Source organism: Enterobacter sp. C3_dUdeg, assembly GCF_057536195.1.
On record NZ_BAAKFX010000001.1, the window covers coordinates 703088 to 715664 of the forward strand.

At 54.3% G+C, this 12577-nt stretch carries 13 protein-coding genes; 6 read left to right on the top strand and 7 right to left on the bottom strand.

The window, feature by feature from the left end:
- Window positions 1-36 precede the first annotated feature (36 nt).
- A complete protein-coding gene (ribA, locus tag AC27FC_RS03280; RefSeq protein ID WP_008501210.1) occupies window positions 37-627 on the bottom strand; it encodes a GTP cyclohydrolase II in 591 nt (196 codons plus the stop codon).
- 197 nt (window positions 628-824) lie between these two features.
- Here ribA and pgpB point away from each other — a divergent pair, with 197 nt between their 5' ends.
- The 5 genes from pgpB (at window position 825) to yciH (ending at window position 4475) form a co-directional block, all read left to right on the top strand.
- Window positions 825-1592: a phosphatidylglycerophosphatase B gene (gene pgpB / locus AC27FC_RS03285; protein ID WP_112778291.1), complete on the top strand. Its 768-nt coding sequence runs from the start codon at window positions 825-827 to the stop codon at window positions 1590-1592.
- A 148-nt stretch (window positions 1593-1740) separates the two neighbouring features.
- On the top strand, window positions 1741-2049 hold the full coding sequence (locus AC27FC_RS03290; RefSeq protein WP_023312067.1) for a LapA family protein: 309 nt from the start codon (window positions 1741-1743) through the stop codon (window positions 2047-2049).
- A 6-nt stretch (window positions 2050-2055) separates the two neighbouring features.
- A complete protein-coding gene (lapB, locus tag AC27FC_RS03295) occupies window positions 2056-3225 on the top strand; it encodes a lipopolysaccharide assembly protein LapB (protein WP_023335944.1) in 1170 nt (389 codons plus the stop codon).
- A gap of 186 nt (window positions 3226-3411) precedes the next feature.
- Window positions 3412-4149, top strand: a complete 738-nt coding sequence (gene pyrF, locus AC27FC_RS03300) for an orotidine-5'-phosphate decarboxylase (protein WP_045355906.1) — start codon at window positions 3412-3414, stop codon at window positions 4147-4149.
- Window positions 4149-4475, top strand: a complete 327-nt coding sequence (yciH, locus tag AC27FC_RS03305; protein ID WP_023312064.1) for a stress response translation initiation inhibitor YciH — start codon at window positions 4149-4151, stop codon at window positions 4473-4475. Before pyrF ends, yciH begins: the two co-directional genes overlap by 1 nt.
- 105 nt (window positions 4476-4580) lie before the next feature.
- Here yciH and osmB read toward each other — a convergent pair whose 3' ends face one another.
- The 3 genes from osmB to AC27FC_RS03320 form a co-directional block, all read right to left on the bottom strand.
- The gene (osmB, locus tag AC27FC_RS03310) at window positions 4581-4799 is read right to left on the bottom strand and encodes an osmotically-inducible lipoprotein OsmB (protein WP_008501216.1); all 219 of its coding nucleotides are present in this window, start codon (window positions 4797-4799) and stop codon (window positions 4581-4583) included.
- A 263-nt stretch (window positions 4800-5062) separates the two neighbouring features.
- Window positions 5063-5815, bottom strand: coding sequence for a DNA-binding transcriptional regulator YciT (gene yciT / locus AC27FC_RS03315; RefSeq protein ID WP_023312063.1), 753 nt, complete (start codon window positions 5813-5815; stop codon window positions 5063-5065).
- 43 nt (window positions 5816-5858) lie between these two features.
- Complete coding sequence (locus AC27FC_RS03320) at window positions 5859-6041, bottom strand: YciZ family protein (RefSeq protein WP_024907126.1); 183 nt, start codon at window positions 6039-6041, stop codon at window positions 5859-5861.
- A gap of 193 nt (window positions 6042-6234) precedes the next feature.
- On the opposite strand from AC27FC_RS03320, the gene AC27FC_RS03325 reads away from it, so the two are divergent.
- The gene (locus tag AC27FC_RS03325; protein ID WP_196354283.1) at window positions 6235-7104 is read left to right on the top strand and encodes a crotonase/enoyl-CoA hydratase family protein; all 870 of its coding nucleotides are present in this window, start codon (window positions 6235-6237) and stop codon (window positions 7102-7104) included.
- Here the strand turns inward: AC27FC_RS03325 and pdeR are convergent.
- The 3 genes from pdeR to AC27FC_RS03340 form a co-directional block, all read right to left on the bottom strand.
- A complete protein-coding gene (pdeR, locus tag AC27FC_RS03330) occupies window positions 7101-9092 on the bottom strand; it encodes a cyclic di-GMP phosphodiesterase (RefSeq protein WP_196354284.1) in 1992 nt (663 codons plus the stop codon). The two genes, AC27FC_RS03325 and pdeR, sit on opposite strands and share 4 nt — an antisense overlap.
- A gap of 323 nt (window positions 9093-9415) precedes the next feature.
- Window positions 9416-11350 carry an exoribonuclease II gene (locus tag AC27FC_RS03335; RefSeq protein ID WP_487159837.1) on the bottom strand — a complete coding sequence of 645 codons (1935 nt, stop codon included), beginning with the start codon at window positions 11348-11350 and terminating at the stop codon, window positions 9416-9418.
- Between the two features lie 88 nt (window positions 11351-11438).
- A complete protein-coding gene (locus tag AC27FC_RS03340; protein WP_196354286.1) occupies window positions 11439-12425 on the bottom strand; it encodes a CMD domain-containing protein in 987 nt (328 codons plus the stop codon).
- Window positions 12426-12577: the final 152 nt, after the last annotated feature.

A 12577-nucleotide genomic window follows, 5' to 3' on the forward strand; every position in this document is an offset into this window, starting at 1 on the left:
GAAACGAGCCCGGCACCCGTGCCGGGCTTTTTAGCATCACTCTTTCAGCAGATGGCCCATTTTGGCGGCTTTGGTATCCAGGTAGTGGGCGTTTTTCGGGTTTCGGCCGACAATCAGCGGTACGCGCTCGACGATGTTGATCCCCGCTTCGGTCAGGATCTCCACTTTTTTCGGATTATTGGTCAGCAGGCGAACTTCGTCCACACCCAGCAGCTTGAACATATCGGCGCACAAGGTGAAGTCGCGTTCGTCAGCGGCAAAGCCGAGCTGATGGTTTGCTTCAACCGTATCGTAGCCCTGGTCCTGAAGTGCGTAAGCGCGGATTTTATTCAGCAGACCAATATTACGACCTTCCTGACGGTGATAAAGCAACACACCGCGACCTTCTTCTGCAATATGAGACAGGGCGGCTTCCAGCTGGAAACCACAATCACAGCGCAGGCTGAACAGCGCGTCGCCGGTAAGACACTCTGAATGGACGCGGGACAGAACCGGCGTCTGCCCTGAAATGTCGCCATACACCAGCGCGACATGATCCTGTCCGGTTGCCAGTTCTTCAAAACCCACCATCAGGAAATCGCCCCATGGGGTTGGCAGTTTGGCTTCTGCCACACGTTTAAGCTGCATGTGATTCTCCAGAGTAGGCTGACACGTTTCGTGCCTTTGCCCTGTTTTGCTTTCTGTATCAGTTCATTTTGCCACAAGCTCAGCAGGTTCGCCTAATGGGCACCATGCTATATGAACGTTAAACGCACGATCCGACATATCCACCAGGATGATTAATTTCAGTTATGATTGTGACGCTTAGCGAAAAAGGAGAAGACATGCTTTCAATCGCCAGACGTACGGCAGCAGGTGCGGCCATTTTACTGATTATGCCTCTGGCCGTATGGCTTTCAGGCTGGATGTGGCAGCCCGGGCAGAACGCCACGTGGCTGAAAACGTTATACTGGATAACGGAAACGGTCACCCAGCCGTGGGGGATTATTACCCACGTACTCCTCTGCGTCTGGTTTCTGTGGTGCCTGCGCTTTCGTTTGCGCGCGGCGCTGGTGCTCTTTGCGATCCTCGGGGGCGCTATCCTTGTCGGTCAGGGCGTGAAGTCCTGGGTTAAAGATCGCGTTCAGGAGCCGCGTCCTTTTGTCGTCTGGCTGGAAAAAACGCATCATGTTCCGGTAGATGAGTTCTACAATTTAAAGCGTAAAGATCGCGGCGCGCTGGTGAAAGAACAGCTTGCGGAACAGCAGGATATCCCTAAATTCTTGCGTAAACACTGGCAGAAAGAGACCGGGTTCGCGTTTCCTTCCGGTCACACCATGTTTGCGGCCAGCTGGGCGTTGCTGGGGGTTGGGCTGCTTTGGCCAAGGCGTCGAACGATTACTATCGTGATTTTACTGGTCTGGGCGACGGGGGTTATGGGAAGCCGCCTGCTGCTGGGGATGCACTGGCCGCGCGACCTGGTCGTCGCCACGCTCATCTCATGGATGCTGATCGTGCTGGCGACCTGGCTCACTGAACGATTCTGCGGCCCGCTGACGCCACCGCCAGAAGAGAAAGAAGAAATAGCCGAAAGGGACCAGACAGACGCCTGACGGTTGATATTCCGCATTTTGCCCATAGATCCATGACCTGCGCGTCACTTTTTCCGTTTCGCGCTCGTCGCTAAAATGGTAGTTTATAAGGCTGATTGCGGTGAATTGAACACACTTTATTCGCTTGAACCACATAACGGGAAGTAATGTGAAATATTTACTCATTTTCTTACTGGTATTGGCGATTTTTGTCATTTCAGTCACGTTGGGTGCACAAAACGATCAGCAGGTGACGTTTAACTATCTGCTGGCTCAGGGTGAGTATCGCGTCTCGAGCCTGCTGGCGGTCTTATTTGCTGCCGGCTTTGCCATTGGCTGGCTGGTTTGCGGTCTGTTCTGGCTGAAAGTCCGTGTTTCTCTTGCGCGCGCTGAACGTAAAATTAAGCGACTCGAAAATAACATTGCCCCTGCGTCTGACATCCCGGAAAGCTCTGGTGTGCCGGTCGTGAAGGAATAATCGACTATGCTGGAGTTGTTGTTTCTGCTTTTGCCTGTAGCCGCAGCCTATGGCTGGTATATGGGCCGCAGAAGTGCGCAACAAACAAAACAGGATGAGGCCAACCGGCTCTCCCGCGACTACGTTGCGGGGGTGAACTTCCTCCTGAGCAATCAGCAGGACAAAGCGGTAGATCTGTTCCTCGATATGCTGAAAGAGGATACGGGGACGGTTGAAGCGCATCTCACCCTGGGCAACCTGTTCCGCTCGCGCGGCGAGGTCGATCGCGCCATTCGTATTCACCAGACCCTGATGGAAAGCGCCTCGCTGACCTACGATCAACGTCTCCTTGCGGTGCAACAGCTGGGGCGGGATTACATGGCCGCGGGGTTGTACGATCGCGCTGAAGATATGTTCGCGCAGCTGGTGGATGAAACAGATTTCCGCATCGGCGCGTTGCAGCAACTCCTGCAGATTTATCAGGCCACCAGCGACTGGCAGAAAGCCATTGATACCGCTGAACGTCTGGTGAAGCTGGGTAAAGATAAGCAGCGCGTTGAGATCGCCCATTTCTACTGTGAGCTTGCTCTTCAGCAGATGGGCAACGACGACATGGATAAAGCCATGGCGCTGCTGAAGAAAGGCGCCGCCGCGGACCGCAACAGCGCGCGCATCTCCATCATGATGGGGCGCGTCTTTATGGCGAATGGCGACTACGCCAAAGCCGTTGAAAGCCTGCTGCGGGTTATCGACCAGGACAAAGAACTGGTCAGTGAAACGCTGGAAATGTTGCAAACCTGCTATCAACAGCTCGACAAGCAGGAAGAGTGGGTAGCTTTCCTGCGTCGCTGCGTGGAAGAAAATACCGGCGCCACCGCTGAACTGATGCTCTCTGACGTTGTTGAGCAGTATGAGGGAAGCGACACCGCGCAGGTTTATATTACGCGTCAGCTGCAGCGTCATCCGACCATGCGGGTGTTCCACAAGCTGATGGATTACCATCTGAACGACGCTGAAGAAGGGCGCGCCAAAGAGAGCCTGATGGTGCTGCGCGACATGGTTGGCGAACAGGTGCGCAGCAAGCCGCGCTATCGTTGCCAGAAGTGCGGTTTTACCGCGTATACGCTCTACTGGCACTGTCCTTCCTGCCGCGCCTGGTCCACCATCAAGCCAATCCGTGGTCTTGACGGGCAGTAATTTTTTTAAAACACTCCATTTTAGTTACAACATACTGATCGTTTTTCCCGTATCCTGAACTCCGTGCGGTTTGTCCGCCTGGCAGGCGCGTAAATGGATCCTGTCAATTTGCGGCGTCGGCAGGTAGAATGCTGGCCGTTTATCTGTTCCGCGCCGCTGCGCGCCCATAGACGAAAAGGGCTGGTCATGACGTCTGTTACATCCTCCACTTCCCGCGTAATTACGGATTCTCCTGTTGTTGTTGCGCTTGATTACAATAAGCGTGACGCTGCACTGGCGTTTGTCGACGGCATCGACCCTCGCGACTGCCGTCTGAAAGTTGGCAAAGAGATGTTCACGCTGTTTGGACCGCAAATCGTTCGCGATCTGCAGCAGCGCGGCTTTGACGTTTTCCTCGACTTGAAATTCCACGATATCCCGAATACCACGGCGCATGCCGTTGCCGCAGCCGCAGAGCTGGGCGTATGGATGGTCAACGTCCACGCATCGGGTGGGGCAAGAATGATGACGGCCGCCCGTGAGGCGCTCCTGCCGTTCGGTAAAGATGCACCGTTGCTGATTGCGGTCACGGTGCTGACCAGTATGGACGAAAACGATCTTCGCGACCTGGGCGTGACGTTGTCACCCGCCGAGCATGCCGAACGTCTCGCGCGTCTGACGCAGCATTGCGGCCTGGATGGCGTTGTTTGTTCCGCGCAGGAAGCGGTACGTTTCAAATCAGCGCTGGGCCAGGATTTTAAACTGGTTACGCCAGGTATTCGTCCTGCAGGCAGCGAAGTGGGCGATCAGCGCCGTATTATGACGCCTGAGCAGGCGCTGGCTGCTGGCGTTGACTACATGGTCATCGGGCGTCCGGTAACGCAGTCTGCCAACCCGGCTGAGACGCTTAAGGCTATCAACGCATCGCTGAAAAAGGGGGCCTAATGACCGATTCCAACAGCCGTCTGGTCTATTCAACCGATAGCGGGCGTATAGACGAGCCGAAAGCGAAAGTGGAACGTCCAAAGGGAGACGGCATCGTTCGGATCCAGCGCCAGACCAGTGGACGAAAAGGGAAAGGGGTTTGCCTTATCTCCGGCATTGACCTGGATGATGCTGAACTGGCAAAGCTGGCGGCCGAGTTAAAAAAGAAATGTGGCTGCGGCGGCGCCGTGAAAGACGGCATTATTGAAATCCAGGGAGATAAGCGTGATTTAATAAAATCTCTGCTGGAAGCCAAAGGTATGAAAGTCAAACTGGCAGGCGGTTAAAATAAATGAGCCACGGCAAATGCCGTGGCTCGTGTTATATACGTGCGTATGTCAGACCTGAAATGCGTTCAAATATCGCAATACCGGGGAAGGCTTAGAGAATAATTATTTGCCAACCTGGTGACCGATAATACCACCGACAGCAGCGCCACCTAATGTACCCAGCGTACTACCATCCGTTAATACTGCACCACCGAGAGCACCGGCACCGGCACCAATAGCGGTGTTACGGTCACGTTTAGACCAGTTAGAGCACGCGCTCAGGGACATTGCTACAGTGATTGCCAGAACAGCGGCGGCTAATTTTTTGCTGGTTAAGGTCATAATACTTTCTCCTGAATTATCGATTCACGGAAAGATGTACACGTTAAGTATAGACGAATCGAATACTTAATTCTGTTCTCCGTGAAAGCTGGTCGCGCAGGCGTTACCTAATCACGCAGGTGATAGTCACTTCCTGTTATATCGCTAACATTAATTTTACGACTTTAATGCAGGTTAAACAGGTAAAAACTCTTAAAGAAGTACCAGGAATCATCTCAGAGAAAGAAGGGCGTATGCGCCCGAAATTCGGGCGCGGAGGGAACTCAGGCGGTCGTTTTAATAATATTGACGATCAGCCCGTCATCTTCCAGTTTATTACGGTGCGCATCGCTCAACCGTTCATCGGTAATCACGCGGCTAAAGCGTGAAACCGGGCCCATCGTATAAGGGTGAACGGCGCCAAATTTAGAACTGTCGGTGAGCACAATGGCTTCACACTCTTTTTCCAGCACGGCATTCACGACGTCAGAGCGCATCATATCCCGGCCGGTAAAACCTGTCTCCGGCTGCCAGCCGTCAATCCCGATAAAGGCCTTGCTGAAATGAACCTGCTGGACATACTGACGGGTCAGCGGGCCTACCATGCTTTCACTTTTTTTCTGGTAAATACCGCCCAGCAGAATCACCTCGCAGCGCGTCTCTTTGAGCAAATGCGCGATATAGCTGCTGACGGTGATGATGGTAACGTCTTTTTGATCGGCAAGCGTGCGCGCCAGAAGGGCATTGCTGCTGCCGTTTTCAATAAAGACGGTCTCGCCGTTGTTCACCAGGGACGCGGCAAATTCCGCCAGTTCACGTTTGAGCGCGTAGTTATTCATCATGCGCGTCTCGACGTCATCACTGTCCAGCGGGACAGCATATCCGTGAGCGCGACGCAGGTAGCTCTGTTTTTCCAGCAGATTAAGATCCTGACGGATGGTGACTTCAGAAACGCCGGTGGTTTTAGCGAGATCGACTACGCTTACGCGTCCCTGATCGATGACCATCTGCAAAATGAGTTGTTGTCGGGAATTCATAGCATCCATTTAATAAAGCGAAACGAGGTCGGAGACGGTGGGATTAAACTTCCCACGGCGCTTTTGGCTGTCTGTTTTCAGGCGCGTTGTCAGCACCATTCTGAGCAAGAAGTTCAGACTTCAGGATCTCGAGATTACGGATAGCAGAGTGATAATCGCCCGCCACCAGGATATCCAGCACGGTATCAATTCGTTGTGCTACAGCTTGTGCGTCAATAGTCGACATAATCTCACCCCAGGCGCGAAAAGTTAATATTTTCAATGATGCAGAAAATAGGTTCAAAAGAGAAGGGAAAAAATGCAATAACTAAATTACATAAACGTAAGTGATAAATTTATTCCCCCTCATGCAGCAGGCTTAATGACTGGATTAGTCTAAAACTGCGCGCAAGGCGCTTTTTTATAAGAGGAATTAGACTATGACAGTTATCAATCAGCCTACCTGCACACTGTTTACCGATACTGAACGGTTCACGCAGCTGTCAGGGTATTACGAGGCGGAGCGTCACACGGTCTGGATGATGCTGCGGGCTCAGCCACGTCCTTGCTTTAACCATGCGTTAATAGAGGAGATCTTGAACTTTTCATGGCTGGTTCGCCAGTCTGGGTTTGCGGTTGATTTTTGGGTAACCGGATCGCTGGTTCCCGAGATGTACAATACGGGCGGTGATTTACAGTTCTTCGTCGAGTGCATTCAGAACGGAAGTCGGGAAGCGTTACGGGCGTACGCTCGCGCCTGCGTTGATTGCGTCCATGCGGCCTCACGGGGGTTTGATACGGGAGCCATCACTCTGGCAATGGTAGAAGGCAGTGCGTTAGGGGGCGGGTTTGAGGCCGCTCTGGCGCACCATTTCGTCCTGGCTCAGCGCGATGCCCGTTTAGGTTTCCCGGAGATAGCCTTCAACCTGTTTCCGGGTATGGGAGGATATTCCCTGGTTGCACGCCGTTCAGGCATGAAGCTGGCGGAGGAACTCATCTACAAAGGGGAATCCCATACGGCTGAATGGTACGAGCAGCACGGGCTGCTGGATGTCCTGTTTGAACCGGGACAAAGCTATGTCTCCACCCGAACCTTCATCGATACGCTGCGGCCAAAACTGAATGGCGTAAGGGCGATGCTGCGCGCCCGTACGCGCGTTCTGCAATTGCCTCGCAGTGAACTGATGGACATCACGGAAGACTGGGTTGATGCCGCTTTCTGCCTGGAGCCGAAAGATATCGCCTACATGGAGCGTCTGGTCACGCTGCAAAACCGCCATCACGCGGCGGGCCTGCGTAAAGCCAGTTAACGTTGATTTCGCGCTTGATATCGTTTTAGCCATCGCTCGAATGCGGCAGCGGGCATCGGCTTAGCAAACAGAAAACCCTGCCGTTCGTTGACGCCGTTCTTGGTCAGAAAGGCGTCTTCTTTTGCATTCTCCACACCCTCGGCAATCACCTGCAGATTTAACGCCTGCGCCACCGCGACGATAGCGCGCACCAGTGACTGGGAAATAGACTGCTTATGAATATCCCTGACGAAAGATTGATCGAGCTTAATGGCGTCGATAGGGAAGCGGGCCAGCTGAGAAAGGGAAGAATAGCCGGTGCCAAAATCATCCAGATGAATTTGCGCCCCGAGTCTGCTGAACTGCTGGATCACGGACAGCGCCAGCTCTTCATTTTCGATAAGACAGCTTTCGGTCAACTCAACGTCGACCGGGCAGTATTCAAAATTCAGATCCTTCAGCGCCTGCTTTAAGTCGCTGAAGATGGTCTGGTCGGCCAGCTGGCGTGCAGAGACGTTCACCGCCACGCGCAGGTTTATTCCCTTATCGCGCCATTTTGCCACCTGGCGAACCACATCGAGCATCACCCAACGGCCCAGCGGCACAATCAACCCCGACTCCTCGGCATAAGAGATAAACTCCAGCGGCGGGATCAGGCCGCGTTCTGGCGATTGCCAGCGGACCAGCGCTTCAAGGCTTCTGACTTCTCCACGCCAGGTTATTTTCGGCTGATAGTGGATCAGAAGCTGATCGTTATCCAGTGCCTTGCGCAGGTTGGTATCCAGCCAGAGATACTCAAACACGCGCTGGTTCATCTCGGGTGAGAAGACGCAGAACTTGCCCCGGCCGTTCTCTTTGGCGGTGTACATGGCGGTATCGGCGTTGCGAATAACGCTTTCCCGGTCGTTCCCGTGCTGCGGGGCGAGGGCGATACCCAGAGAGCAGCCGGTATAAATCTCAATCAGACCGATTCGGAACGGCTGGCGCAGACGGGTTAAAATGCGCGACGCCATCGCCTCCAGAGAGCCCTGAGAGGTATTGGTGGCCATGACGATAAACTCATCGCCGCCAAGACGCGCCAGCACCTGTTCTTCATCCAGACAGCTCAAAATGGCGAGGGCGACAGCCTGCAACAGCTGATCGCCAAACATATGCCCGTAAGCGTCGTTGACCTTTTTAAAGTTATCCAGATCGAGATACACCACGCCCACCTGCGTGTCGCCGCGGTTATCGATGGCGTCAGAAATCAGATCGTGGATCGCATTGCGGTTTGGCAGGCCGGTGATGGTATCGGTATTGGCCAGCACGCGCAGCCGCTCCTGAGCGCGGCGCTCCTCGGTAATATCGGTCCCGGAACAGATAAGGAAAATTTCATTTTTACCGCTGCCGCTGTGCACGAATTTGTTTCTGAACAGAAACAGGCGCTGCCCTTTACGCGTTTTGATCCAGCGTTCGACTTCGTAGGAGCTGCCGTTGCGAAAAAAACCGGTAATATTGCGCTTTGAGGCTGCCGCTTCGCTGCGGCTCATAAACAGCTTAAATACGTTCTGACCAATGACTTCTTGCTCTTTCAGGCCGGTGTACTCTTCGCTAAGCCGGTTAAAACGCTGAATATTGCCGTGCTGATCGAGAATAACAATGACGGAGTTGGCCTCAGAGACAACCTGCTCCGCGAAAGAGAGCCCCTGAGCCAGATCGCGCGCTACGGAGGGCGTATCGTTCCAGGCGGAAGCGGTGCCTGCCCACTCGTTGCGGGTAATTTTACGGCCCACAAGATGAACCGGGACATCCTCCCCGTACAGGGAGAGCGACATGGAAATGCTGGAGGTAATAACGGTTAAATGACGGATGAGATCGGCCTGTTCATCGTCCAGCGCCACGACCTGAGTGACATCGGCATTTTCGCTGGTGGAAAAGTGCAGAGCGTTGCTGTCAGCTGACAGGCGCCACCACGGGCTGTGAGTTCCCATGTAGCGAAACAGCAAATTCTGCTCCAGATCGTCCATCATGTTTTCTCCCGCAGCTGTTCATTAGCGCACAAATTATTCATTTGCTGTCGACTTTTCCGTTGAGAAACAGCGGCAAAACCGAAGTGAACCTGTTGTTTTTCCCTGCTTTCTTATAATAAAACGAGTCAGGTTAAAAAGGATACTGAGCGTATAGAAATTCACATAACCGAATATAACAACACTCTTTTACTGTAGATAATTATGGCGGTTTTGGGCGAAGGGATGCTGAAAATAGTAAGGAAAAATAATGATTTTGTGGCGGGGATAAAAAGAAAAAAAGTCGGCCCTTCCGGAAAGGAAATGGCCGACAATTGAACCGGTTATCAGGCGACAGGGCGCGCGATAATACTGCGGGTTTCCATGCGAACTTCGGCGATAGTAACGTCAATCACGTCGGTGACTTTGTAAACTGTTTCACCTTTAATTTGCACGGTACCGTTTTCCTGGCTACAGACCATTTCGTCACGAACCGCGTGCAGGAACGGCGCAGGAATAAACGCGACAGCACCGTTATCGACCAGACGGACGCGCATGCCCCCGCGGCTGATATCGATGATTTCTGCGGCGAAACGGGTATCCGTACCGGCTTTATCCTGCAGGAAGCGTGCGTACAGCCAGTCACCAACGTCACGCTCGGCCATGCGGTTCAGACGGCGACGATCGGCCATCTGCAGCGTGGTGTCCTCCTGAGGACAGGCAATGGTTTCACCTTTGATAATCGCTTTCAGCAGACGGTGGTTAACCATATCGCCATACTTACGGATCGGCGATGTCCAGGTGGCGTAAGCTTCGAGGCCAAGGCCAAAGTGCGGGCCAGGCTCGGTGCTGATTTCAGCGAAGGACTGGAAGCGACGAATGCGGCTGTCCAGGAAGCCCGACGGCTGCGCGTCCAGTTCGCGGCGAAGCTTGCAGAAGCCCGGCAGCGTCAGCACTTCTTCCGGATCAACGTGCACATCGTGAGTCTTCAGCAGGGCCGCCAGCGCTTCGGTATTCGCCGGATCAAACCCGGTGTGGACGTTGTAAATGCCAAAGCCCAGCCTGTCGCGCAGCACGCGTGCGGCGCAGATGTTGGCGGAAATCATCGCCTCTTCAACGATGCGGTTCGCAATGCGTCGCGGTTCGGCCACGATGTCCAGCACTTCGCCTTTCTCGCCCAGAACAAAGCGATAATCCGGGCGGTCTTTGAACACCAGCGCGTGGGTTTTACGCCACTCGCCGCGGTTCAGGCAGATGCGATGCAGCAGACGGATTTGCGCGGCAATGGCGTCTGATTCAGGTTTCCAGCTACCGGTATTTTCAAGCCAGTCGGAGACGTTATCGTAGGCCAGCTTGGCTTTCGATTCGATGGTAGCGGCAAAGAACTCGATATCGTCTTCAATCGCGCCATCTGCGGCGATAGTCATGCGGCAGGCAAGGACCGGGCGCACTTCATTTGGACGCAGCGAGCAGAGATCGTCTGACAATTCGCGCGGCAGCATCGGAATATTGAAGCCCGGCAGGTAGTTGGTGAACGCACGGATTTTCGCCGCGTCATCAAGCTTGCTGCCTTCGGCAATCCAGGCGGTTGGATCGGCAATGGCGACGGTCAGATGCAGTTTGCCATCGGCGCTCTCTTCAGCGTACAGCGCGTCATCCATATCTTCCGTGCTGGCGCTGTCGATGGTGACAAACTCCAGCGCGGTGAGATCGCGGCGCGTCAGACCTTCGTCCTGCATCTCGGTCGCTACGCCGTTCGGCGCTTCTTTTTCAAGATTGTGGCGTGCCAGCGTGACCCACCATGGCACGAAATGGTCGGCGCCAAAGGTGATGAACTGGGTCAGCTCAGCATAAAAACCGCGATCGCCTTTCAGAGGATGACGGCGCATTTCTGCTACGGCCCAGTCACCTTCTTTAAAATCATGCTCAACGCCACGGGCGGCGCGGCAGGGAATAGCATCTTTCAGCAGGGGATGATCCGGAACGATAGCAAGACGCTCGTCTTTTCTCTGCACCTTGCCCACAAAACGGGTCAGGAACGGTTCGATCAGTTCTTCCGGCTCGGCAGACTCGCGGTCCTTCTCGGTATGAATGACGGCCATGACGCGATCGCCATGCATCACTTTCTTCATCTGCGGAGGCGGAATGAAGTAGCTTTTCTGCGCGTCAACCTCAAGGAAGCCAAAGCCCTTTTCCGTGGCTTTTACGACCCCTTCTGCACGCGGCGTCTGGGAATGCAGTTGCTGTTTAAGCTGCGCTAGCAGCGGGTTGTCCTGAAACATAATGTTCTATTTTCGTAGCCATTGAGCGGCTGACAGTTTTACGCGATTCTCACTGTCTCAGCAAGCGCTCTTTGGGTAATTAGTATGGTTATTCCTCTTTACCAAACGCGACTTTCAGACGATTGAGCCAGCCATCAAACGCGCTGCGGGTAAGCAGCGTGATGGCATGTTCGGCGGGGAGTCCCTGATCCGTGAGCGGGGTAAACTGCGCGGCGCTGAAGCGGTCCGGAGAGCGCGTCAGCAGTTCGACCGCCGCCGAAAGTGCGGGGGACGTCAGCGGGATCGCTTCGCGGGTGTTTAACAGGATTTCTCCGGTCAGGTCGAGCAGCGAAGGCTCATGGCAAAGGACCGGCGTCAGCGCCTCCAGCGCGGGTTCTGCCTGCCAGCGGGACAGCGACTCAAGCTGATGCGCACTCGCATAGCGCAGCTCGACGACGGGCAACAGCGGCACCCAGGAGGCGTGGCTCGCGGACAGCGTGTGCGGCTGAATATGATGGCCTGGCAACCAGCGAACGGGGTGTCCTAACAGCGCCTGAAAAACCGCGACCACGCGCGCCTGAAAACCGATAAACCCGATAATCTGGTTAATCACCACAATGTCATAGATTGACAGGCCAACCTCATCAAGCTGGTTTTGCGCTTTATCATCAATCACATCAGGAGAGCTGGCGAGCTGGCGGGCATACTGCGTAATTTGCGCCAGACGTCGGTTGCTTTCGCGCGAGGAGTCCGGGCCGGGAAGCGGGGCGAGGAGGGCGGCGTAATGGTTACAAAGCCGCTGAACGCCACAGGCCTGGGCGACCGTTAGCGCGGTGCTGAGCCGATCGTAGGCGCTGAGCGTATGCAGGCGGTTCACGGGAATCGAGAGCGGAAACAGCTGGTGGCACAAGGCTCTGGCAGGGGTAAGCCAGCCAGAACAGGCGGCGACAATCTCATCAGGCAGGGCTAAATCGAGCAAAAACCGATCGTCGACGTTAGCGGCTTCGGGCACCAGAGGCAGAACATCTGTCTGCGCGTGGTTCGACTGGGTCTCGTGATACCAGTGGCCTTTGCCGGAAAAACGGCGTTGTTCCATGTGCGTTCCTTGATCTCAAAATGGCGATCAATATCCTGGCGTAAGGCAGATAAAGGGAAAAATATTGTTAGGTGATAACAAATAGCAGAACGGAATAACGAAGGGGTGGTGCGGGGGGAAAACTCTCTTCCCGTGCGGGAAGAGAGTCACAG

What these genes read in the sequence shown, in the direction of transcription:
- AC27FC_RS03335 (WP_487159837.1), bottom strand. Translation starts at nt 11,350, where the DNA reads ATGTTTCAGGACAACCCGCTGCTAGCGCAGCTTAAACAGCAACTGCAT.
- lapB (WP_023335944.1), top strand. Translation starts at nt 2,056, where the DNA reads ATGCTGGAGTTGTTGTTTCTGCTTTTGCCTGTAGCCGCAGCCTATGGC.
- AC27FC_RS03340 (WP_196354286.1), bottom strand. Translation starts at nt 12,425, where the DNA reads ATGGAACAACGCCGTTTTTCCGGCAAAGGCCACTGGTATCACGAGACC.
- yciH (WP_023312064.1), top strand. Translation starts at nt 4,149, where the DNA reads ATGACCGATTCCAACAGCCGTCTGGTCTATTCAACCGATAGCGGGCGT.
- AC27FC_RS03320 (WP_024907126.1), bottom strand. Translation starts at nt 6,041, where the DNA reads ATGTCGACTATTGACGCACAAGCTGTAGCACAACGAATTGATACCGTG.
- AC27FC_RS03325 (WP_196354283.1), top strand. Translation starts at nt 6,235, where the DNA reads ATGACAGTTATCAATCAGCCTACCTGCACACTGTTTACCGATACTGAA.
- pdeR (WP_196354284.1), bottom strand. Translation starts at nt 9,092, where the DNA reads ATGATGGACGATCTGGAGCAGAATTTGCTGTTTCGCTACATGGGAACT.
- pgpB (WP_112778291.1), top strand. Translation starts at nt 825, where the DNA reads ATGCTTTCAATCGCCAGACGTACGGCAGCAGGTGCGGCCATTTTACTG.
- osmB (WP_008501216.1), bottom strand. Translation starts at nt 4,799, where the DNA reads ATGACCTTAACCAGCAAAAAATTAGCCGCCGCTGTTCTGGCAATCACT.
- yciT (WP_023312063.1), bottom strand. Translation starts at nt 5,815, where the DNA reads ATGAATTCCCGACAACAACTCATTTTGCAGATGGTCATCGATCAGGGA.
- pyrF (WP_045355906.1), top strand. Translation starts at nt 3,412, where the DNA reads ATGACGTCTGTTACATCCTCCACTTCCCGCGTAATTACGGATTCTCCT.
- ribA (WP_008501210.1), bottom strand. Translation starts at nt 627, where the DNA reads ATGCAGCTTAAACGTGTGGCAGAAGCCAAACTGCCAACCCCATGGGGC.